The sequence below is a fragment of the Nocardia sp. NBC_01327 genome (genome assembly GCF_035958815.1).
GTDB lineage: Bacteria > Actinomycetota > Actinomycetes > Mycobacteriales > Mycobacteriaceae > Nocardia.
Genome location: NZ_CP108383.1, coordinates 3,942,228 through 3,963,712, shown reverse-complemented (window position 1 = coordinate 3,963,712; position 21,485 = coordinate 3,942,228). Strand labels below are relative to the sequence as shown.

21 protein-coding genes are annotated in these 21,485 nt (G+C 66.8%); 11 read left to right on the top strand and 10 right to left on the bottom strand.

The window, feature by feature from the left end:
- Positions 1–47 precede the first annotated feature (47 nt).
- The gene (locus OG326_RS17900; protein ID WP_327145777.1) at positions 48–902 is read right to left on the bottom strand and encodes a G1 family glutamic endopeptidase; all 855 of its coding nucleotides are present in this window, start codon (positions 900–902) and stop codon (positions 48–50) included.
- Positions 903–993: 91 nt separating this feature from the next.
- Positions 994–1,350: a winged helix-turn-helix transcriptional regulator gene (locus tag OG326_RS17895; protein ID WP_327145776.1), complete on the bottom strand. Its 357-nt coding sequence runs from the start codon at positions 1,348–1,350 to the stop codon at positions 994–996.
- Between the two features lie 49 nt (positions 1,351–1,399).
- Here OG326_RS17895 and OG326_RS17890 point away from each other — a divergent pair, with 49 nt between their 5' ends.
- Together OG326_RS17890 and OG326_RS17885 are read left to right on the top strand one after the other, a co-directional pair.
- Positions 1,400–2,047 (top strand): NADPH-dependent F420 reductase, encoded by a 648-nt coding sequence (locus OG326_RS17890; protein ID WP_327145775.1) that lies wholly within the window; start codon positions 1,400–1,402, stop codon positions 2,045–2,047.
- 147 nt (positions 2,048–2,194) lie between these two features.
- Positions 2,195–2,980, top strand: coding sequence for a hypothetical protein (locus OG326_RS17885; RefSeq protein ID WP_327145774.1), 786 nt, complete (start codon positions 2,195–2,197; stop codon positions 2,978–2,980).
- 51 nt (positions 2,981–3,031) lie between these two features.
- Here the strand turns inward: OG326_RS17885 and OG326_RS17880 are convergent, their stop codons facing one another.
- Positions 3,032–4,018, bottom strand: coding sequence for a heme o synthase (locus OG326_RS17880; RefSeq protein WP_327145773.1), 987 nt, complete (start codon positions 4,016–4,018; stop codon positions 3,032–3,034).
- 393 nt (positions 4,019–4,411) lie between these two features.
- On the opposite strand from OG326_RS17880, the gene tkt reads away from it, so the two are divergent.
- The 6 genes from tkt (at position 4,412) to OG326_RS17850 (ending at position 11,718) form a co-directional block, all read left to right on the top strand.
- Positions 4,412–6,556: a transketolase gene (gene tkt, locus OG326_RS17875; protein WP_327145772.1), complete on the top strand. Its 2,145-nt coding sequence runs from the start codon at positions 4,412–4,414 to the stop codon at positions 6,554–6,556.
- Between the two features lie 7 nt (positions 6,557–6,563).
- A complete protein-coding gene (gene tal / locus OG326_RS17870) occupies positions 6,564–7,697 on the top strand; it encodes a transaldolase (RefSeq protein WP_327145771.1) in 1,134 nt (377 codons plus the stop codon).
- A 2-nt stretch (positions 7,698–7,699) separates the two neighbouring features.
- The gene (gene zwf / locus OG326_RS17865) at positions 7,700–9,259 is read left to right on the top strand and encodes a glucose-6-phosphate dehydrogenase (protein WP_327145770.1); all 1,560 of its coding nucleotides are present in this window, start codon (positions 7,700–7,702) and stop codon (positions 9,257–9,259) included.
- Entirely contained in the window at positions 9,256–10,164 is a 909-nt protein-coding gene (gene opcA, locus OG326_RS17860; protein ID WP_327146513.1) for a glucose-6-phosphate dehydrogenase assembly protein OpcA, read from the top strand. The genes zwf and opcA overlap by 4 nt, the downstream gene beginning before the upstream one ends.
- Positions 10,157–10,891, top strand: a complete 735-nt coding sequence (gene pgl, locus OG326_RS17855; protein ID WP_327145769.1) for a 6-phosphogluconolactonase — start codon at positions 10,157–10,159, stop codon at positions 10,889–10,891. Before opcA ends, pgl begins: the two co-directional genes overlap by 8 nt.
- Positions 10,892–11,022: 131 nt before the next feature.
- Positions 11,023–11,718 (top strand): L,D-transpeptidase family protein, encoded by a 696-nt coding sequence (locus OG326_RS17850; RefSeq protein WP_327145768.1) that lies wholly within the window; start codon positions 11,023–11,025, stop codon positions 11,716–11,718.
- Positions 11,719–11,745: 27 nt separating this feature from the next.
- Here OG326_RS17850 and OG326_RS17845 read toward each other — a convergent pair whose 3' ends face one another.
- The 6 genes from OG326_RS17845 to OG326_RS17820 form a co-directional block, all read right to left on the bottom strand.
- Positions 11,746–12,150: a hypothetical protein gene (locus tag OG326_RS17845; protein ID WP_327145767.1), complete on the bottom strand. Its 405-nt coding sequence runs from the start codon at positions 12,148–12,150 to the stop codon at positions 11,746–11,748.
- A 163-nt stretch (positions 12,151–12,313) separates the two neighbouring features.
- Positions 12,314–12,967, bottom strand: coding sequence for an RraA family protein (locus tag OG326_RS17840; protein WP_327145766.1), 654 nt, complete (start codon positions 12,965–12,967; stop codon positions 12,314–12,316).
- Between the two features lie 217 nt (positions 12,968–13,184).
- Positions 13,185–14,564 (bottom strand): acyl-CoA dehydrogenase family protein, encoded by a 1,380-nt coding sequence (locus tag OG326_RS17835; RefSeq protein ID WP_327145765.1) that lies wholly within the window; start codon positions 14,562–14,564, stop codon positions 13,185–13,187.
- Between the two features lie 50 nt (positions 14,565–14,614).
- Positions 14,615–16,165, bottom strand: coding sequence for a DUF4185 domain-containing protein (locus OG326_RS17830; protein WP_327145764.1), 1,551 nt, complete (start codon positions 16,163–16,165; stop codon positions 14,615–14,617).
- Between the two features lie 137 nt (positions 16,166–16,302).
- A complete protein-coding gene (locus OG326_RS17825; RefSeq protein ID WP_327145763.1) occupies positions 16,303–16,977 on the bottom strand; it encodes a hypothetical protein in 675 nt (224 codons plus the stop codon).
- An 86-nt stretch (positions 16,978–17,063) separates the two neighbouring features.
- Positions 17,064–17,819, bottom strand: coding sequence for an alpha/beta fold hydrolase (locus OG326_RS17820; protein WP_327145762.1), 756 nt, complete (start codon positions 17,817–17,819; stop codon positions 17,064–17,066).
- A gap of 150 nt (positions 17,820–17,969) precedes the next feature.
- Here OG326_RS17820 and OG326_RS17815 point away from each other — a divergent pair, with 150 nt between their 5' ends.
- Entirely contained in the window at positions 17,970–18,203 is a 234-nt protein-coding gene (locus OG326_RS17815) for a hypothetical protein (protein WP_327145761.1), read from the top strand.
- 116 nt (positions 18,204–18,319) lie between these two features.
- Complete coding sequence (locus OG326_RS17810; RefSeq protein WP_327145760.1) at positions 18,320–19,114, top strand: hypothetical protein; 795 nt, start codon at positions 18,320–18,322, stop codon at positions 19,112–19,114.
- Here the strand turns inward: OG326_RS17810 and OG326_RS17805 are convergent.
- Complete coding sequence (locus tag OG326_RS17805) at positions 19,108–20,157, bottom strand: Lrp/AsnC family transcriptional regulator (protein WP_327145759.1); 1,050 nt, start codon at positions 20,155–20,157, stop codon at positions 19,108–19,110. The two genes, OG326_RS17810 and OG326_RS17805, sit on opposite strands and share 7 nt — an antisense overlap.
- Positions 20,158–20,256: 99 nt before the next feature.
- Between OG326_RS17805 and OG326_RS17800 the strand changes: the two genes are divergently transcribed.
- Entirely contained in the window at positions 20,257–21,420 is a 1,164-nt protein-coding gene (locus OG326_RS17800) for an alpha-hydroxy-acid oxidizing protein (RefSeq protein WP_327145758.1), read from the top strand.
- Positions 21,421–21,485: the final 65 nt, after the last annotated feature.

Below are 21,485 nucleotides of genomic sequence, written 5' to 3'. Positions count from 1 at the left end.
TAGTGCTGCGCGGCTGAGGAATTCGCGGCGATCGGTGCCGCAACACCTCAGGGAGACGGGATCGTGAAGGAATCGCCTGTTATCGCGGTGGGGGTGATACGGGGAGCGGCGATCGAGAGTGATTGAGGGTTGTAAGCGGCGAGGGGACGACCGTCGGCGATGACGTTCGTGAAAGTGATGGGGGTGTAGGTGGGGACGTTGTAGGGGATGGATTCGGAGACGGCCAGGGCTGCTGTGGGGATTACGGTGCTCTCGAACGTCGCGCCGTAGTGCCAGCCCTGGGTCGTATCGGCGACCGTCATGCGGTAGGTGGTGTGGCCGTCCCAGGTGACGGTGGCCGCGATGTCGTCGCCGGGAACGGTGGGCGGCGATTCCCAGCCGTTGCCGGGGGCGTCGGCATCCGGGACGGGCATTCCGGCCTGGTTGCCGAAGGAGGGAGTCTCGAAGAAGCCGGAATAGCGCGGTACTCCGTTGTCGCACGCGACCACGGTTCCGGTTTGGATGAGGGTTCGGTCCCCGCCCGGACCCATGCCGACCAAACCGATCCAGGGGCCGACGTGCGGAATCATCAAGGTGCCGAGTGCGGCGCCCGGGTGGTTGAGCAGACCGGGGACTCGCAGGACGGAGCCACCGGTCAGGATCGTATTGACCGCGCCGTTCACCGCGCCGCCGAGGTTGCCGAAGGGCGGGCAGGTGACCGCCGGGACTTTCCATTGCGCGGTGAGAACCTTGAAAGATGGAGCGACAGCGGCATATCCGCTGTAATTGTCACCGCCGGGGCTGATGGGACTGATCAGTGGCGGCTCGGCGGATGCCGTGGGGGCCAGGGCCATAATCGGCACAATGCCCGCGGCGAGCAACCATCCCCGCCATCGAATGACCAAATTACTCCGACTCGTCATCGAATCCTCCCCCGTGAGAACAGCGCGGCAGCAGTGCGGCGAACAGGTTGAATCTACCTCGCCGAATCACCTACTACCGGAATGGTTTCCATCACACGCCGTCCATCGGTGTGGCACGGGTTTCGGCGCGCTCCTGGGCTTCCATCACCTCGTCGCCGTGATCGTGCGCCCATTGGGCGATGCCTTCTATCGGGCCGAGCAGGGAATGGCCGAGGGGTGTGAGCGCGTACCGGCCTTCGGTTCGAGCGACAAGACCGTTGTATTCGAGGCGGCGCAGGGTCTCGGTGAGAACTTTCGCGCTGATGCCGCCGACCCGGGCGCGAAGTTCGGTGTGGCGCAATGGACCGTGGCGCAGCGCCCAGAGGGCGACGCCGTTCCAGGTATTCGCCAGCAGGTCCAGACCCAGCCTCGCGCGACAGTCGGCCAGCAGCTCGCCGCTGGGAACCATTTGGTAATCACCCTGCTGCCTAACGTCTTCCACATATCCATCGAACCATGTGAGGAGCAGCAAAATGCGGATCGGCATTCTAGGAACGGGCAATATGGCGGAGGCGCTCGGCGGGCAGTGGGCCCGCGCCGGGCATGAGGTGCGGGTCGGCGGGCGCAGCGCTGAGCAGGCAGCTGCCCTCGCGGAAAGGATCGGCGGGAGTGCGGGTTCGCTCGCCGAGGTTGCGGCATTCGGCGAGGTACTGCTCCTGGCTCTGCCCTACGACGCGGTACCCGCGGTACTGGCCGAGGTCGGCCCGCTGCGGGATCAGGTCGTGATCGATTGCACCAATCCGCTTGTCCCCGGATCGTTCACACTGAAGACCGACGGCCTTTCGGCGGCCGAGCAATTCGCCGCGCAGGCGCCGGGCGCGCGAGTGGTGAAGGCGTTCAACCTCTGCCATGTGGACGTGTGGCGAATGACGCCGCCTATATTCGCGGGACGGCCGCTGGCAGTCCCCCTGTGCGGCGACGCTGCGGCGGTGGCCGAGGTTGTCCCCCTGGTCGAGGCCCTCGGCTGCCATCCGATCACTGCGGGCGCCCTGGACCGCGCGGGCCTGCTCGAGGCGACTGCCGCATTCGTCATCGGTATGTGGTTCGCCGGTGAGGACTCGCAGGCTGTGTTCCCGCCCATGGAATTCGCCCAGGGCGCGGCGTAACCGAAACGTCCGCGCCCGGCGACCACGCCCGCCACGCGATCGAAATTACGCGGACGACCGACCTTGGCGGTCTGGGCAACTGCCCGCATATATGTTGGTTGCCGGGACTTTGGCAATGAGAGAGCGGGTGCTATGCACTGGGATCAGATGTCCGATACGCCGGACGACCTACGTCGGCGCGCCACACGGCTGCGGCGCGGAGTCGGTCAGCTGGGGGTGCTGGAGTCGATTATCGATGCGGCGGAAGGCCCTTGGCTCGGCGCAATGGACGCTGACGGGCGCGGCGCGGCGGAATTGCGCATGCATCTGGCCGGGCACTACCGGCTGCATGTCGTGGTGACCAGCGCGGGCAAGCTGAGCCTGGTTCACGTCAATACGCTCGCGCAGGGCACCGCCGGGGAGCGGATCTTTTCCAACAAAATGGCCTTGCGGCGCGGCTGGGACGAGAAGGAGACGATGCCGAAGCAGCCGCAGTGGCTGCACTACGTGGTGACGTGGGTCAAGGCCGTCAGCAGTGAAGTGGATCGGCCCGCGGTCCTGGCGTGGATGCTCGCGGGCGCCGATCGAAACCTGGCCGCTGTCGAAGACGTCATCGAGAATCTGCGGGCCAGCCTCGCCGAGCAGGAACAATTGCGCGATGAGCGCGCCGCCGAGGTCGCCGGCCTACAGGCCGAGCTGGAAACCCTCACCGCGGAACAGAACAATTCCCCCCAGATCCCCGCACCGCAGACCGAGGCAGCCCCGGCCGAGGAGCCACTGATCGAGGCCCCGCAGTCCGAGGCAGCGCAGGCCGAAGCCCCGCAAGCCGAGGCAGCGCCCGCCGAAGCCCCGCAGGTCGAGGCAGCGCCCGCCGAAGCACCGCAGGCCGAGGCAGCTCCGGCAGAGGAGCCTCGGATCATTGCCCCTCAGGCGTACAGCACCTCGGATCAATAGCACACTGCCGCCGAGTCTTCGGACTCGGCGGCAGTGTCGTTTTGTCGATGATCACCCGAAGGCGATGTGCCCCAGCGTGTGCCACCCCATGACCGAGTCCACGGCCAGACCGCAGAACACCACCGCGAGATAGTTGTTCGACTGCAGGAACAGACGCAGCGGCTTCACTGGCTCACCACGGCGCACACCCGAGTACAGCTGGTGCGCCATCAGCAGGAACCAGGCGCCCGCGACAATCGCCACCGCGGCATAGATCGCGCCGGCGGCCGGAGCCAAAGCCAGCGTGGCCAATACGGTCAGCCAGGTGTAGATGACGATCTGCTTGGTCACCACCTGCTCGGTGGCCACCACCGGGAGCATCGGAACGCCCGCGGCCTTGTAGTCCTCCTTGTAGCGCATGGCCAGCGCCCAGGTGTGCGGCGGCGTCCAGAAGAAGATCACCAGGAACAGCACGATCGCGGGCCAGCCGATCGACCCGGTCACCGCGGACCAGCCGACCAGGGCGGGCATGCAGCCCGCCGCACCGCCCCAGACCACATTCTGCGAGGTCCGGCGCTTGAGGCCGAGGGTGTAGACGAAGACATAGAACAGAATCGTCGCGACGACCAGCACACCGCTGAGCAGATTGGCCTGCCACCACAGCCAGGCGAAGGAGCCCAGGCCGAGCACGATGCCGAAGACCGCGGCATTGCGCGTGGGCACCGCCTCCCGCGCGAGCGGACGCTTGGATGTCCGCTTCATCACCTTGTCGATATCGGCGTCCGCGACACAGTTCAGCGTGTTCGCACTGGCCGCGCCCATCCAGCCACCGAAGAGCGTGGCCAGGATCAGCCGCAGATCCGCATGCCCGCGATCGGCGAGCAGCATAGTGGGAATCGTTGCTACCAGCAGCAGCTCGATCACACGAGGCTTGGTGAGCGCGATATAGGCGAGTACTCGCCTGGTGGTCGATGCCAGCGGCCCACTGCCCGTGACGCGGTCGGCCAGCACCGTTCCGGAGGAGCCGTGAGCGCCACCCGGCTGTTGCCCAATCCGCACTGTTTCTCCTCGCACGCCGTGCATCTTGATCCGGTCTGGAACAGCAGCGCGCTCGGCCGTTCCCTAGAAAGGAGTCAGTGGCGGCGCGGCTACTACTACAGAGCATGGTAGACCCACGCCGACCGTGCTCTCGTCCAGGTCCGGCCCGGGCGCACCGAGATATGTCCGCGACGAGGCCGCGGCCGGGTCACAAACCGGTCCGCACGAGGCCACGAACAACGACACGACGGCCGGTGAACGCGGGTTCCCGCATGGCGCGGAACGGGCCACCTTTAGGGTGGTGGGTAGTCCGGTGCGCTGTCGGATGATTGAGTCGGCGCATCGCGCATCACCCCGCCAAGCGAGCCCGCCGACAACTTCAGTGTTCACGAGAAGGTCAGGAGAACCTCGGTCGTGTCAGTCACAGACGACATCCGCGCACTCACTCAGCCCCATCACCCTGCCGACTGGTCCGACGTGGACACCAGAGCCGTTGATACGGCCCGGGTGCTCGCCGCGGACGCGGTGCAGAAGGTCGGCAACGGCCATCCGGGCACCGCAATGAGCCTGGCGCCGTTGGCGTACACGCTTTTTCAGCGCATCATGCGGATCGATCCGAGCGATCCGGAGTGGGTGGGACGCGACCGTTTCGTACTGTCCTGCGGCCACTCCAGCCTCACCCAGTACGTGCAGCTCTACCTGGCGGGCTTCGGCCTGGAGCTCAGCGACCTCGAGAGCCTGCGCACCTGGGGCGCACTGACCCCGGGCCACCCGGAGTACCGGCACACCCCGGGCGTGGAGATCACCACCGGCCCGCTGGGTCAGGGTCTGGCCTCGGCAATCGGCATGTCGATGGCGTCGCGGCGTGAGCGCGGTCTGTTCGATCCCGAAGCGGCACAGGGCCAGAGCGCCTTCGACCACTTCATCTACGTCATCGCCTCCGACGGCGATATGGAGGAGGGCGTCACCTCCGAGGCGTCCTCGCTGGCCGGTACCCAGCAGCTGGGCAACCTCATCCTGTTCTACGACGACAACCGCATCTCCATCGAGGACGACACCACCATCGCCTTCACCGAGGATGTCGCCGCGCGCTACCGCGCCTACGACTGGCATGTGCAGGTCGTCGAGGGCGGCGAGAATGTCGTCGGCATCGAGGAGGCCATCGCCGCGGCGCAGGCCGTGACCGATAAGCCGTCGATCATCGTGCTGCGCACCATTATCGGCTACCCGGCCCCGACCAAGATGAACACCGGCGGCGCGCACGGCGCGGCACTGGGCAAGGACGAGGTCGCCGCGACCAAGAAGGTGCTGGGCTTCGATCCCGAGCAGAGCTTCGAGGTCGACGACGCGGTCATCGCGCACACCCGCAACCAGGTCGCCGATCGCGCCAAGGCCGCCAAGGCCGCATGGCAGGACCAGTTCGACGCGTGGGCCGCCGCGAACCCGGCCAACAAGGCGCTCTTCGATCGCCTGCAGACCCGCAGCCTGCCCGACGGCTGGTCCGCCCAGCTGCCGACCTGGCCCGCCGATCAGAAGGGCATGGCCACCCGTAAGGCGTCCGGCGCGGTCCTCGCGGCGCTCGCCCCGGTGCTGCCGGAACTGTGGGGCGGCTCGGCCGACCTCGCGGAGTCCAACAACACCACCATGCCGAACAGCCCGAGCTTCGGCCCGGAGTCGATCTCGACCGGTATGTGGAAGGCGAACCCCTACGGCCGCACCCTGCACTTCGGTGTGCGCGAGCACGCCATGGGCGCGATCCTGAACGGCATTGCGCTGCACGGTCCTACGCGCCCGTACGGCGGCACCTTCCTGGTGTTCTCCGATTACATGCGCGGTTCGGTGCGCCTGGGCGCGCTCATGCGCACCCCGGTCACCTACGTCTGGACGCACGACTCCATCGGTCTCGGCGAAGACGGCCCGACGCACCAGCCGATCGAGCACCTGGCCGCACTGCGCGCCATCCCGGGCCTGAACGTCGTGCGCCCGGGTGATGCCAATGAGACCAGCTACGCCTGGCGCACCATTCTGGAACGTGACTCCGCGGAACGGCATTCGCACTTCGTGCCGTCGGACGCCCCGCACCAGGACGGCCCGTCCGCGCTGGCGCTGACCCGCCAGGATCTGCCGATCCAGGAGGGCACCAGCTACGAGGGTGTCCGCAAGGGCGGTTACGTGCTGGCCGAATCCTCCACTGCCACACCGCAGGTGATCCTGATCGCCACCGGTTCGGAACTGCAGCTGGCGGTCGACGCGCGCGCCGCGCTCGAGGCCGAGGGCATCGGCACGCGCGTAGTGTCGATGCCGTGTGTCGAGTGGTTCGACGCGCAGGATCAGTCCTACCGCGATCAGGTGCTGCCGCCGTCGGTCAAGGCGCGTGTCTCGGTGGAAGCCGGGATCGGAATGCCCTGGTACCGATTCGTCGGCGATGCCGGTGAAATCGTGTCGATCGAGCACTTCGGCGCCTCGGCCGATTACAAGACGCTGTTCCGCGAGTTCGGTATCACGACCGAAGCCACCGTCGCTGCCGCGCAGCGCTCGCTCGCCAAGGTGAAGGGATAGTCCTGCAATGACCCAGAACCCCAACCTCGCGGCCCTGTCGGCTGCCGGGGTTTCCGTATGGCTCGATGATCTTTCGCGTGGTCGCATCAAATCCGGCAATCTGCAGGAACTGATCGATACGTGGAGCATTGTCGGCGTCACCACCAACCCGACGATTTTCCAGGGCGCCCTGTCCAAGGGCCACGACTACGACGCCCAGGTCGGCGAGCTCGCCGCCCGCGGCGCCGATGTCGATTCCGCCATCCGCACCATCACCACCGATGACGTGCGCTCGGCCTGCGATGTGTTCGCCGACGTCTTCAAGGCGTCCGGCGGCACCGACGGCCGCGTCTCCATCGAGGTCGATCCGCGGCTGGCCTTCGACGAGGACGGCACGGTCGCCCAGGCGATCGAGCTGTGGAAGATCGTGGACCGGCCCAACCTGTTCATCAAGATTCCCGCCACCGAGGCCGGTATTCCGGCCATCACGCGGGTGATCGCGGAGGGCATTAGCGTGAATGTGACGCTGATCTTCTCGGTCGAGCGCTACCGCTCGGTCATGGGCGCGTACCTCGACGGCCTGACCAATGCGCACACCGCGGGCCACGATCTGGCCAAGATCCATTCCGTCGCTTCGTTCTTCGTCTCCCGCGTGGACTCGGAGATCGACAAGCGGCTCGAGGCCATCGGCACCCCCGAGGCCCTGGAGTTGCGCGGTAAGGCCGGAATCGCCAACGCGCGCTTGGCCTATGCCGCGTACCAGGACGTATTCGACGGCGGCAAGCACACTTCGGTGTTCGCGCGGCTGTCGGCGGCGGGCGGGGCCAACCGCCAGCGCGCGCTGTGGGCGTCCACCGGTGTGAAGAACCCGGAGTACCCGGACACCATGTACATCTCCGAACTGGTCGCGCCGAATACGGTGAACACCGTCCCGGAGAAGACCCTCGCGGCCTTCGCCGATCACGGCGTCGTCTCCGGCGACACCATGTCCGGCACCGGTCCGGCCGCACAGGAGATCTTCGACAGGATCGCCGCCGCCGGCGTGAATCTGGACGAGGTCTTCGGGGTGCTCGAGGTCGAGGGCGTCGACAAGTTCGTGACCTCGTGGGAGGAATTGCTCGGCGCCACCACCGAACAGCTCCAGGCAGCCGGGAGCAACTGAGAGTGGCCGGCACAGTGACGACGACCGCGACGGTGAATCCGCTCCGCGATGGACGCGACAGCCGGGTTCCCCGCATTGCCGGGCCGTGCAGCATGGTGATTTTCGGCGTGACCGGTGACCTGTCGCGGCGCAAACTGCTGCCGGCCATCTATGACCTGGCGAACCGGGGGCTGCTGCCCCCGGGTTTCTCCCTGGTCGGTTTCGCCCGGCGCGATATGTCCGATGCGGACTTCGCCGCCGTGGTCAAGGAATCGGTGAGCTCCTCGGCGCGCACACCGTTCCGCGACGAGGTGTGGGATCAGCTGTCGGCCGGATTGCGTTTCGTCCAGGGCACTTTCGAGGACGATGCCGCTTTCCACCGGCTGGCGACCACGCTCAAGGATCTGGACCGCGATCGCGGGACGGGCGGCAATCACGCCTTCTACCTTGCGATTCCGCCCACCGAGTTCCCGGTGGTGCTCGATCAGCTCTCGAAGAACGGTCTCGCACAGGCGAAGCCGGAGCACGGCGATACGCCGACCTGGCGGCGCGTGGTCATCGAGAAGCCGTTCGGGCACGATCTCGACAGCGCCCGTGAGCTCAATGCCCTGGTGAATTCGGTCTTCCCCGAGCAATCGGTGTTCCGCATCGACCACTACCTCGGCAAGGAGACGGTGCAGAACATTCTGGCGCTGCGCTTCGCGAACCAGCTGTTCGACCCGATCTGGAATGCCAATTACGTCGATCATGTGCAGATCACCATGGCCGAGGACATCGGTTTGGGCGGTCGCGCAGGCTATTACGACGGTATCGGCGCCGCACGCGATGTGATCCAGAACCATCTGCTGCAGCTGCTGGCGCTGACGGCGATGGAGGAGCCGGTGAGCTTCCAGCCGCGGCAACTGCAGATCGAGAAGATCAAGGTGCTCTCGGCGACCAAACTCACCGAGCCGCTGGACGAGACCACCGCGCGCGGGCAGTACACCGCCGGGTGGCAGGGCAGCGAGTCGGTGGTGGGCCTGATGCAGGAGGAGGGTTTCGACCCGAATTCGCGCACCGAGACCTACGCCGCCATCACCCTGGCCGTGGAGACGCGTCGCTGGGCGGGTGTGCCGTTCTATCTGCGCACCGGAAAGCGCCTGGGCCGCCGCGTCACCGAGATCGCGGTGGTCTTCAAGCGGGCCCCGCATCTGCCCTTCGACCAGACCATGACCGAGGAGCTGGGGCAGAACGCCCTGGTGATTCGCGTGCAGCCGGACGAGGGCATCACCATGCGATTCGGGTCGAAGGTGCCCGGCTCCAGCATGGAGGTCCGCGATGTGAATATGGACTTCAGCTACGGCGAGGCGTTCACCGAGGACTCCCCCGAGGCCTATGAGCGTCTCATCCTGGATGTGCTGCTCGGCGTGCCGTCACTCTTCCCGGTCAACGAGGAGGTCGAATTGGCTTGGCGCATCCTCGATCCCGTACTCGAGCACTGGGCCGAGACCGGTAAGCCCGATCCGTACGAGGCCGGTATGTGGGGTCCGGAATCCGCCGACGAAATGCTCGCGCGCAGCGGGCGGGAATGGCGGCGACCGTGATCATCGATATGCCGGACACCGATACCCGTGAGGTATCCAAGCGGCTGATCCAGCTGCGTGAGGCCAATGGCGTGGTCACCATGGGCCGGGTGCTGACCCTGGTGGTCTGCACCCTGGACAGCTCCGAGGCCGAGGACGCCATCGACGCGGCCAATGACGCCAGTCGTGAACATCCTTGCCGCGTCATAGTTCTCGCACGTGGTGACCGGAATGCGGCGACGCGCCTCGATGCCCAGATCCGCGTGGGCGGCGACGCCGGCGCGGCCGAGGTGATAGTGCTTCGGCTGCAGGGCGATCTGGTCAGTCACGAGAGCAGTGTGGTGGTGCCGTTCCTGCTGCCCGACACCCCCGTGGTGGCGTGGTGGCCGCGCGGCGCCCCGGATTTCCCGTCCAAGGATTCGGTCGGCCGCCTGGCGACCCGGCGGATCACCGACGCGACCTTCGCGCCCGATCCGCAGGACACCATCAAGAAGCGCCGCGATTCGTATGCGGCGGGCGATACCGATCTGGCGTGGAGCCGGGTCACCTACTGGCGGGCACTGCTGGCGGCGGCCCTGGACGAGGCGCCGTTCGAACCCGTTGAGTCCGTGACGGTTTCGGGTCTGCAGGACGAGCCCGCGCTGGACATGCTGGCCGGGTGGCTCGCCGCCCGCCTGGCCTGTCCGGTGATTCGCGAGACCGGCGAGCTGAAGGTGGAGATGCACCGCTCGTCGGTATCGATCTCCATCGCCCGTCCGCAGCACGGCCGCACCGCGACCCTGACCCGCACGGGCGAGCCCGATCAGCGTTTCGCCCTGGCCCGCCGGGAAACCCGGGACTGCCTGGCCGAGGAGCTGCGCCATCTCGACGCCGACGAGGTCTACGCCGAGGCGCTGACCGGAATCGAAAGGGTGATCTATGAGTAAGCCCGTCGTCGAAACCTTCGCCACCACCGAGGAACTCGTGCAGGCGGCGGCTGCCCGCTTCGTCACCGAGGTCGTGGAGGCCCAGCGGCTGCGCGGCAGCGCGTCGGTGGTCCTGACCGGTGGCGGCACCGGCATCGGCCTGCTCGAATGGGTGCGCAAGGCCCCGGGCGACATCGACTGGTCCAAGGTCGACATCTTCTGGGGCGATGAGCGTTTCGTGCCCACCGGGGATGCCGAGCGCAATGATCTGCAGGCTCGGCAGGCGCTGCTGGACCATGTTCCGCTCGATCCGGCCCGGGTGCATCCGGCCGAAACCTCCAGCGGCGACTACCCCGATCCGCTCGAGGCCGCGGGCGAGTACTCTGCCACGGTCCACGCGTATCTGGCCGAGCACGGCGCGTTCGATCTGCACCTGCTCGGTATGGGCGGCGAGGGCCATATCAACTCGCTGTTCCCGCATACGGACGCCACCCGCGAGGAACGCGAACTTGTTGTCGCCGAGACGCATTCGCCCAAACCGCCGGCCGTCCGCATCACACTGACGCTGCCTGCCATCCGCAGGTCGCGTCATGTGGTTCTCATTGTCGGCGGCGAGGCCAAGGCCGCCGCGGTCGTCGCCGCACTCAATGGCGCCTCGCCCCTGGATGTGCCCGCCGCGGGTGCGATCGGCAGTGAATCCACCACATGGCTGCTCGACGAGGCCGCCGCCGCCGATCTCCCCAGCTGAGTGTTCACCCGGGTCGGGGGCGGTAATGCCCCCGACCTGCGGTAACTCGCCACTCGGCGTGGCCCCGAGGTCTCACCGATGATCGCTCCGGCTCGCTAGGATGCCCTCGTCTACGACAGTGGGGAGCGCGAGTGGGATTGGCGGACAAGGGTGTCCGGGCGCTGCGATGGACGGTCGCCATAGCCGTCGCGGTGCTCGCCGTAGTGATGCTGCCCCGGCTCACTTCCGATCGGCCGCCGTTCGACCCGAATACCGTTCCAGGCACACAGGTGGTCTGGGTCAGCGCACCGGCCGGCGCCGATCACGGGACGCTGGAGCTGTGGCAGCGGAACCGGCTGCGGGAGTGGAAGCGCACGTTCGCGGTACCGGCCTGGGTTGGCGCGGAAGGGATTTCGACGGAGGTCGGCGAGGGCCGGGACTACACGCCGGAGGGCACCTTCGGCGTGAGCGAGGGGTTCGGCCGGTTGCCCGATCCCGCCGCGCGACTCCCCTATCTCACGGTCGACCCGTCGAATACCTGGTGGTGGGTATCGGACTCCGAAAGCCCCCTCTACAACCGGAGGTATCGGTGCGCCGCAGCCGATTGCCCGTTCGATACCGCTGTCAGTGAGAACCTCGGCCGGACCGTTCCGCAGTACAACCACGCGCTCGTCATCGACTACAACCGCGCGCCCGCTGTACCCGGCAAGGGTTCGGCATTCTTCGTGCACGGCGATATCGGTGCGGCGACGGCAGGGTGCGTCGCCGTCTCCGAGGACGTCGTTCGCACCCTGCTCGCCACACTCCAGCCGTCGAAGCGGCCGGTCATCGCGATTCACAGCGGCTGAATCACGCTCCGGCCCAGCAGCTCCGGATCAGACGCACACGCCGTTCAGGTTCATGGCGGTGATCATCGTCTGCCCGGAGGCGGGACGCAGGTCGGAGGCATCGTCGAAGTAGATCGCGCTGATGATGTGCTGCCCCGCGACGCCGGGAACCCACGGAATGCTGGCGGTGCCATTGGTGACCGGCACCGTTCCCACCACATTGCCGGAGATGCCGGGCAGGTGGCTGGTGAACTCCACCGAGCCGTGCGATACCGGGGTGCCGTCGGCCATCTTCACCGTCGCCACCGCGGTCTGCCCGCAGCCGACGGAGGCGAGCTTGGCCGGGCCGACCGGTGAACCGGTCATGCTGATCGTCAGCGTCGGGGTCCCCGCCGCGGCCGCCTGCGGCGCCGCCGCCATCGGTACTGCGATACAGGCCGCCGCAACGGCCATTCCTGCCATCCCGCGAACGGCTATACCTCGTGATATGTCGAATCCGCTCATCTTGCCCCGTCTTTCGGTGTATCCGGACCAATCGTGGACAGATCTTCGAACCGGTCGCAGGCTATCCGACGTTGGCCCGGCAGCCATGGAGGCGGCGCGGCGAGTACTCGGGTCAGGCGAGGAATTCCAGGGCGGAATGCTCACCCTTCCGCAGGGCTTCGGTGTGCGCGGAGATGCCCAGGCAGTCGCTGAGCGTCGCGCCCGCATCCAGCTTCGCGATGACGCGGGCTTCGGCCTGCTTGATGGCGGTGGCAGCGGTCAGCAGCGTTTCCGCCCGCTCCGGATCGAGCACGACAATGCCCTCGTCGTCGGCGAGAATCAGATCGCCCGGATGCACCGGCACACCACCGCAGGTCACGCGGACCTGCAGCTCCCCGAGCTCGGTGGTGGTTCCGGCCATGGGTGTGATGAAACGGCTGTAGATCGGCAGTTCGCAATCGCGGACATAGCCGATATCGCGGTATCCGCCGTCGACAATGATCCCGCCCAGTCCGCGCACCAGTGCCCCGCGGGCGAAAAGTTCTCCGGCCAGGGCGATTTCGCTACTGCCGCCGTCGACGATGACAATATCCCCCGGCGCGGCGGTCTCGATGGCCCGCAATACCGCGAAGAAGTCCCCGTAGCACCGGACAGTGAATGCCGGTCCCAGAATTCTGGTCCCCGCCGACCGCGGCCGAATCGCACTGTCCATCACCCGCAACGACTTATCGGCATCACACAGCGCGGTCGTATCGATCGAGCGAAACCCAGCAGCAAGTCGTTCCACGAGCACAGGCAATGCCTTTCGAAGTTCGAACCCACATGACCCTTCGACCCTACGTCGCCCGCAGTTCCCGAACCCGCCGTTTCACCCGACCTACGAACGCCCGTCCGACACCCTCGGAATCATCAACCGCGCAGCAACCCTGACCGGGGACTGCTCTATTGGTGACCCAAATGTCTTCTCGCACAGCGTCTGGGCCGGACTGTGGGGCCGCGCATAGTCAGCGAGGCGGACGCAAGAACTTCAACGCGGCCCTCATGACCGGACCCGGCACCCGATCGCGCATATTCAGCGCTGTGGCAGCGACCCTGGTGCGCACCTCGGCGCCGCGGCCGAACGCCTTGTTCAGCGGGCCACCCGAGGGTTCGAGGTCGACGTGCAGCGGTGGCCGGCCTTCGGCGGCGCCCAGGGCGTGCGAGATGACAATGCGCTGGATTTCACTGGTGCCTTCGAAGATGGTGTACAGCTTGGCATCTCGGTACCACTTCTCCACCGGATGATCGGTGATGTACCCCCAGCCGCCCATGGTCTGGATGGCGCGTTCGGTGGCCCGCACCGCGACTTCGCTGGCCGCCAGCTTCGCCATCGAACCTTCGCCGCGTTCGAACGGGACGCCCTGCGCGGCCATCCAGGACGCGCGCCAGGTCAGCAATCGTGCGGCGTCGATACGGGTGGCCAGGTCCGCGATCGGGAAGGCGATGCCCTGATTGTCGATGATCGGCGCGCCGAAGGCCTCGCGGCGGGTCGCGTAGGAGGTCATGTATTCCATAGCGGCTCTGGCGATTCCGAGCGCCTGGGCGGCGACCATCGGGCGAGTCTGCTCGAAGGTTCCCAGTGTCACCGAACCGGATCGGCCGCCGCTGCGCGCCGCCTCACGCCTCTTGGCCAGCGCGTGCTCGAGCTTCTCCGGTCCGCCGAGCAGATTGTCCATCGGCACGCGCACGCTGTTGAATTTCAGCTCCGCGGTATGGGATGCGCGGCATCCCAGCTTGTCGAGCTTGCGCACCAATTCCAATCCTGGTGTGCCGCCGGGCACCACGAACAGCGCCTGGCCGCGGTGACCGAGCTGCTCATCGACCACCGCGTTCACCACGTGCACATTGGCGATGCCGCCATTGCCGATCCACATCTTGTGGCCGTCGATGACCCAGTCGTCACCGTCGCGGACGGCCCGGGTGCGCAGGTTGCGCACATCGCTGCCGCCCTCGGGCTCGGAGATCGCGAGCGCCGCGAGCTTCACATCCCCGGGGGTGCCGAAACATTCGGGCGCCCACCGCAACATCTGCTCGGGCGTGGCGGCCTGGCCGATCGCCGACAGGGCCAGTGCGGGCATCACAATCGCCAATCCGATGCCCGCACAGCCCCAGAACAGCTCCTCCATGAACATCGGCAGCGATAATCCGGTCGGATCGCCGATGAGATCGCGGTAGAACAGCGGACTGTAGAAACCCCGTTTCGCCGCCTCCTCCAGGACCGGCCACGGGAATTCCTGGGCCTGGTCGTAGTGGGACGCCACCGGCCTGATGCAGTCGCGGGCGAATTCGTGCGCACGCTTGGCCAGGTCGTGCTGCGCTGCCGTGGGTGTCAGGTCGAAGGTCACCATGTGTCGATACCCCGCCGGCCGCCCGCGACACGTTCAGCGGCGAACTCTCATTTCAGGGTGGCGTGCATGAGGTACACGTTGTAGCTGTTCCATGCCGAGACCGTGAAGTACAGGTCCTTGCCCGTGGACCACGGGTGCATGAATCCGCCGTACGCGGTCGGGTAGTCCTCGGTACTGAGCAATGGCACCGGATCACTCCACGCGCCTTGCGGTTGCGCGGCGGTACGCATCACGATCTGCCCGCGCGTCACGTCCAGATACACCATCTGCCACTGCCCGCTGTCCCGATCGAAACGCACCGACAACTCACTCGCGGTACCGGACACGATCGGGGTCGCCAGCAATTCGTTGGCCCCGTCCGCGGCCACCCAGGTGCCGTCGATCCAGTACTGGTACGCCGATTTGTTCAGCACCTGATCGGAGGGAACCCGCGCCAAACCGATCACACCCAGGCGCCCGTTCGGGGTACCGAACATATACGCGTAGTCCCCGTGCGGGACCATCGTCGCGACCTGGAAACGCCCGAGCCCGAACAGATTGTCCCAGCGCGCCCATTGCGATTTGGTCCAGGTGCGCCCGTTGTCGTCGGAGTAGGCGATACCCCCGTCGTTGGTCCACCACATGCCCGGAATCCGCGACCAGTGGTTGATCGACATGTACGTCAGGTACTGACGGTCACCGATCGCGAATCCGGAGGTCGGGATCGTGGTGTGCTCGAAATTCTTGATCTTGCGACTGTCGAGGATCTCCGCAGCATGACAGCGCGAGTTCTGCACGAAATCATCCAGGACCAGCCCCTGGGACAGATCGTGATTGCTGCTGTAGGCGATGGTGTTGCTGCGCCAGTCCTGCTGATCGGTGCCCGCACCCCCGGCCTGCCAGCCCTTGCCGAAGGTGTCACCGAACACCACCGCGACCTGACCGGGTTTGTTCTCCCACATCAACCCCAGATCGGTGCCATCGACCGACCAGCGCATATCGGTGCGGTTGAGCGACCCGTGCCCGGTGACCTGATCGACCAACTGCACCGAATCCACCTGCGGCGCCGGCACCGGCGCGACCGCCGGAGCAGGCTCGGACGGTTGCACATCCGAGGTGGGCGGGGCCTGCGGTTCGGGGGCCTCGCCGCCGGGCACCGGAATCGGGATCGGCTCGGCCTCGGGGGCGATCTCGATCCGCGGCAACGACAACCCGCTCCCGCTACCGGTCCCGCCCGGCGCGGTCGTCGGGGCCGGATCGTCCCGAATATCCGGGCACGGGTTGCCACACGGATCCGACGGCAACGCGACCGGATCGATCCGGGTGTTGTCGGGCTTGGGACCCGGCACCTGCACGGTCACGATCTGCGGGACCGGGACCGGAATCTTGATCGGCGCCTCCGGCTGCTTCTGCGAAGGATCCGGATTGGGTTGCCGGGCAAGAGGATCGAAACCCGTCTCCCCACAGGAATTCACCGGCGGCGCCGCCCACGGATGCACCGGACCGGCCACCGCGGGAGCAGCAGGCAGCAACACCGCACCGAGGGTCAGGACACCGAAAAGAGCTAGTGTCGCGGGGATTTCGGACTGTAACAGCGGGCGGCGATGCCGAAATCCCATGAGTGTGCGTTTCCTCGTCTGTGATCGAACCGCACTACTGTAGCGACCGGGTGCCGAATTCGCTTGCCGCCGAATAGGTCACCGTATCGGTCATCGAATCGGACACACCTGAGTCAGGCCGCGACAGCTGTCGGAAGTCAGTTCTGGCAGACCGGGTAGGCGGCGGCCGGATGGCAGTGCGCCGGGCAGGCCAGGATGTAGACGATATTGCCCAGCAGCAGACCGTCATCGAAGGCGGGCAGGTCGATATCCGGATCACGCAGATAGGCGGAGAAGTCGAAGTTCTCCGGAACCTGACAGAGGAAGACCAGGTCGGTGCCGCACGCGCAGCGGAAGTGTTCGGCGGCCTGCACCCAGAACGCGGCGCCGCCGACCTTGAAATCCTGGAGCGGCAGGCTGTCGTTGCCGTGGTCGGCATCCTCGAATCCGCGGACGACCAGCCGGTGCGGCTGCAGGTAGGGATCCGCGGCATCGACGGGGACGCCATTGCGCTGCAGCAGGATTCGCCAGAAGGCATGGTCGTTCTCGGCCGGGTGGTCCCAGTATTCCGCGGGCAGTTGGGTTTCGGACGGATAGCAGGCATCGCTCTCGGCCGGGCATTGGAAGACCAGTAGTTGGTCGCCACCGAAGTGCGGCACCCCGGCGGGCACCTCGACCTGGAAGTACAGCGCCATGCGCGCACCGCAGTCGCACAGCGGCCAGGGCTGATCCGCGTCCAGGACAGGCCATCCCCCGATGGTGTCGCGATCACCCGCGACGCCTATCTCCCCACTGACGTCGATCACATAGGTCATCGGCGCGGTCGTTCCCATGTGCCCTCCGTATTCCGTTGCGCCACAGACAATAAAGCATCAGCGTGCGAGGTCTGCCGGTGCCGTGCGGCCCTGGGCGACCACCGTCACCGAGATTCGCCCTCGCAGTGCGAGAGGAATTTCTCCAGCTCATCGGTGAAACCCGGTGCCGCCGGGACGAAGTGGCCCGCGCCGGGTGCGATGATCCGCTGCGCCCCGAGTTCCTCGGCGAGTGCGTCGCAGATGCGTTCCAGGGCAGTGTTATGCGCGCCGGAGGCGACCAGCGCGGGAACTCCTGCCGCCCGCAATGCCGCGAGATTCGGCCGGGCCTGGCCGGGCAGACGCCCGCCCTGCGCGCGGAGCACGGCGGCCACGACCGCGTCCGGGAGCGGTCCGGGAGCAATGCCTGGTGATCCGGTGAGAGCGAGGAACTCACGCAGCAAATCGGGGTCGGCATCAAGACCTCTGATGAGGACCTCGTCCCCCAGCTGTTGCAGTCGGGCCACATCCCGGTCTCCCGGAACAAGGAAGTACAGCGGCGGTTCGATCAGCGTCAGCGAACGCACACTCTCCGGCCGTTCGGCGGCGGCCAGCAGCGTTCCGAGTACCCCGTAGGAATGAGCGACCACATGGGGACGGCTCTCCCGGAACACCGCGCCGAGATCCTCCGCATCGACCACGAAGTCCTGCCGCCCGTCCGCCCCCGGCGGACTCGGCTCGAACCCGCGCCGGTACACCATCAGCAGCGTCCACCGCGCGTGCAGCGCTTCCATCCCCGCCCACGTGGACCTCGGCCCGGCACCGCCGTGTACCAGCACCACGTCGGGTCCGTCCCCGCACCTGCGCACCGTGAGAGCATCCACGCCACCCATTGTCAGCCGCTGTCCGCCCTCCGGCCCGCGACAGTGGGAATTCCCTCGAGTGATCTCCACCTCGAATCCTCGACCGGAGCAATCGGTAATGGGAACCCGTCGCGCGGCGATCTGCCCAGGAGACGTCATTCAAGGAGCGCCATGGCCACCGAACCTCCAGTGCCGGAACGACGCTGGCGTGTGCGCTGGTTCCTGATCGCCCGTCTCGTCGCCGGCGCTCTCGCCGCACTCGTGCTGATCGTGGCCGCGGTATCGGCCCTGTCCGTCCAAGCGGATCCGTCGGGTCCCGATTCGCCCGCGGTGCCTCTACTCCCGGTCTCGGTGCCGTTGCACCCGAAGTGGCTCGACAGTTCACCCCCTGCACCACCCACCTGAATTACGTGAGAACCACACCGGGCGATCGGGTAGTTCACTACTCGCGCCTGCTACCACCGGCGCGCCTAACGTTGCTGGTAGACGCCGAAAAGTTCGGCGCGCAGATGGAGTTGATCATGATCGACATCATTACCTTGCGCGGTACCGGGGAGCAGCGCAATTCCGATGGGACACCGGCGGGGATGTTGCACGATGTCACCAAACTGCTCGATCCGGTGCGGTTCAGCTGGTTCGAGCCGGACTGGCCCGCATCGATCGGTCCCGATCCGGATACCTGGGGGCCGTCGCTGGACACCTCGGTGCGGCTCGGGGTCGCGGCGGGGGTCCAGGCACTACAGGATTCACCGAATGTCTGTGGGCTGCTGAGCTATTCGCTCGGCGGGATTGTCGGCAGCACCATTCTCGAGGGGGTGCGGGCGGGGCGGTTCACCAATATCGACGGCTCACCGCTGGAGATCGCGTTCGTGGTGAATATCGCCAATCCGATGCGCCGATCCGGGCAATCGGTGGGAAATCTCTGCCCGGCGGGCGCCTACGGCCTGCATCGGCGGCGCAAGGCCTGGCCGACCGATGTCGACGTCTTCGAGTACGCCAATCCCGACGACATCATCACCGCCTCCCCCGCCGATTCGCCGCTGCGGCTCATCGATGCCGGGATCTCGCCGTTCTCTCTGGTGGAAGGCGCCCGGATCGGCAATCTGACCCCGCTGCTGTTCCATGAGCTGCTGGATTTCCTCCTGCTGGACCCGGTGGCGAATCTGGATCGGTACACGGCCGCCGTGCGCGGTCTGCTCGGATATCTCACGCCGTGGCCCGATGGCGAGCATGTGCGGTACTCCGGCCACACCATGCCCGGCACCGACGTGCTGTGGACAACACACGCCGCCGAGTACCTCAACGCCAACTACTGATCACCGGACGAAATATCCCGCCAGATATCGGGCGGGACAACAGCTTTCGATCGCCCCTGCTGATCGAGAATGCGGCCGAGCAGCTTCTCGTGGCGCAGCGTAATGCTGCGCTCGGTAATGGCGAGCTCGGGATGCATGGTGGCGAGCTGGTTTTCGAACCGCGTCACTTCGGCGACCGAATGCAGCCCGGCCTGCACCACCAGATTGTGGGCGCCGCTCACGGCGGCGCAATTGCGGGTCTGCGGCAGCCGGATGAGCGCGTATCCGATCTCGGGCAGTGCGGCGGTGGGCGCCGTCGCCCAGAAGGTCACCGCGACCGGCCAGCCGCCGAGCGGGCGCGCGAAATCGCAGCGAAATCGCAGCAGGCCGAGGCGGGTCAGCTCGTCGATCCGGCGTTTGACGGTGGAACTGCTGATCCCCAGTGCGGTGGCGATCGCCCGGTGGGAAGCCCGGCCGTCGCCGTAGAGCTGATCGATCATCGCCCGGTCCAGCTCGGTCACCTGCCGCCGTCCACGCGGGTCGGCGGCGGGAGCAGCGGGTGTTCGAAGCTGATCGCGCTGCTGCGGGGCCAGCGCGTCGATGCGCCAGCTGCCGCCCTCGGCGAACCAGTGCGTGACGATCCGAGTGCGCACCGCGACGATATTCGGGACGGCCGGAAGCACATCCAGGGTGTACCGGGCCATCTGATCGAAGTCGCGAGTCGCGACCGTAGCGAAGATCCGATTGCTGCCACCGGACCGTTCGAGGGTCAGCATGTGGGGATGATCGGCCAGGGCGGCCACCACCTCCGCGGTCGCGCCGGCGGCGCAGTCGATATCGACGTATGCGGCACAGACCAGATCGAACAGTGCGGGCCCCGGCGAGACGCACACCCACGCTTCGCCGCGATCGTCCAGGCGCTGCCAGCGGCGAGTGACGGTCACCGGATCGATGCCGAGCACCTGCCCCAACTCGGTCCAGGAGGCGCGGGGCCGCAATTGCAGGGCATGGATCAGCGCGAGATCCTCTTCACTCAGCGACCTGACATCATCCTGCACTCGCACCGGTCTCCGTGACTGAATACTGCGTTTCGAACGCTTCCAACGCTCAGTCTCGCACAATAATCAGGTACCCCGGCAGGTTCGGAAACTGGAGATGACGTCATGGCACTCGGTGACTTTCAGAACGAGATCTACTTCAACGGATTGCGCGGCGTAGTTCCCGCGCTCCCGGTGAGCTTCGCCGAACTGGAAGAGCGGGCGCGCGCGGCCATGCCGCCGTCGGTGTGGTCCTACGTGGCCGGCGGCGCGGGCGATGAGCGCACCCAGCGCGCCAATGTGACGGCCTTCGACCACTGGGGCCTGATCCCCCGCATGTTCGTGGGCGCGGCACAGCGCGAGCTGTCGATCGATCTGTTCGGAATGACCCTGCCCGCACCGGTTTTCATGGCGCCGATCGGCGTGATCGGCCTGTGCGCCCAGGACGGCCACGGCGATCTCGCGACCGCGCGGGCCGCGGCGCGCACCGGCATTCCCATGGTGGCGTCCACGCTCATGGTCGATCCGCTGGAGGACGTCGCGGCCGAATTCGGTAATACCCCAGGCTTTTTCCAGCTCTACACCCCGACCGATCGCGATCTCGCCGCCAGCCTGGTGGAGCGCGCCGAGCGCGCCGGATACAAGGGCATTGTCGTCACCCTCGACACCTGGGTGACCGGATGGCGCCCGCGCGATCTGTCCACCGGCAATTTCCCGCAGCTGCGCGGGCACTGCCTGGCCAACTACTTCAGCGACCCGGTCTTCCGCGCGAGCCTGGCCCAATCACCGGAACAGGACCCGCAATCGGCGATCCTGAAATGGATCCAGGTCTTCGGCAATCCCCTCACCTGGGAAGACCTCCCGTGGTTGCGCTCGCTGACCAAGCTGCCGCTGATCGTCAAGGGCATCTGCCATCCCGATGACGTCCGCCGCGCCCGCGACGGCGGCGTGGACGGCATCTACTGCTCCAATCACGGTGGCCGCCAAGCCAATGGCGGCATCCCGGCACTCGATATGCTCCCCGACGTGGTCGCCGCGGCCGAGGGTCTCCCGGTCCTGTTCGACTCCGGAATTCGCAGCGGCGCCGACATCATCAAGGCCCTCGCCCTGGGCGCCACCGCGGTGGGCATCGGCCGCCCCTACGCCTACGGCCTCACTCTCGGCGGCACCGACGGCATCGTCCACGTCCTGCGCTCCCTGCTGGCCGAGGCCGACCTGATCATGGCGGTCGACGGTTACCCCACCCTGAAAGACCTCACCCCGCAATCCCTGCGCCCGGTCTCCGCCTGACTCGAACGCTGCACGACGGCCCCGGTGGTGACAACCACCGGGGCCGTTCGCATTTCAGTCAATTC

Excerpts from the sequence above, each read along its gene's own strand:
- OG326_RS17900 (WP_327145777.1), bottom strand. The coding sequence starts at position 902 with ATGACGAGTCGGAGTAATTTGGTCATTCGATGGCGGGGATGGTTGCTC.
- OG326_RS17895 (WP_327145776.1), bottom strand. The coding sequence starts at position 1,350 with ATGGTTCCCAGCGGCGAGCTGCTGGCCGACTGTCGCGCGAGGCTGGGT.
- OG326_RS17885 (WP_327145774.1), top strand. The coding sequence starts at position 2,195 with ATGTCCGATACGCCGGACGACCTACGTCGGCGCGCCACACGGCTGCGG.
- tal (WP_327145771.1), top strand. The coding sequence starts at position 6,564 with ATGACCCAGAACCCCAACCTCGCGGCCCTGTCGGCTGCCGGGGTTTCC.
- pgl (WP_327145769.1), top strand. The coding sequence starts at position 10,157 with ATGAGTAAGCCCGTCGTCGAAACCTTCGCCACCACCGAGGAACTCGTG.
- OG326_RS17845 (WP_327145767.1), bottom strand. The coding sequence starts at position 12,150 with ATGGCCGTTGCGGCGGCCTGTATCGCAGTACCGATGGCGGCGGCGCCG.
- OG326_RS17830 (WP_327145764.1), bottom strand. The coding sequence starts at position 16,165 with ATGGGATTTCGGCATCGCCGCCCGCTGTTACAGTCCGAAATCCCCGCG.
- OG326_RS17825 (WP_327145763.1), bottom strand. The coding sequence starts at position 16,977 with ATGGGAACGACCGCGCCGATGACCTATGTGATCGACGTCAGTGGGGAG.
- OG326_RS17815 (WP_327145761.1), top strand. The coding sequence starts at position 17,970 with ATGGCCACCGAACCTCCAGTGCCGGAACGACGCTGGCGTGTGCGCTGG.
- OG326_RS17810 (WP_327145760.1), top strand. The coding sequence starts at position 18,320 with ATGATCGACATCATTACCTTGCGCGGTACCGGGGAGCAGCGCAATTCC.
- OG326_RS17800 (WP_327145758.1), top strand. The coding sequence starts at position 20,257 with ATGGCACTCGGTGACTTTCAGAACGAGATCTACTTCAACGGATTGCGC.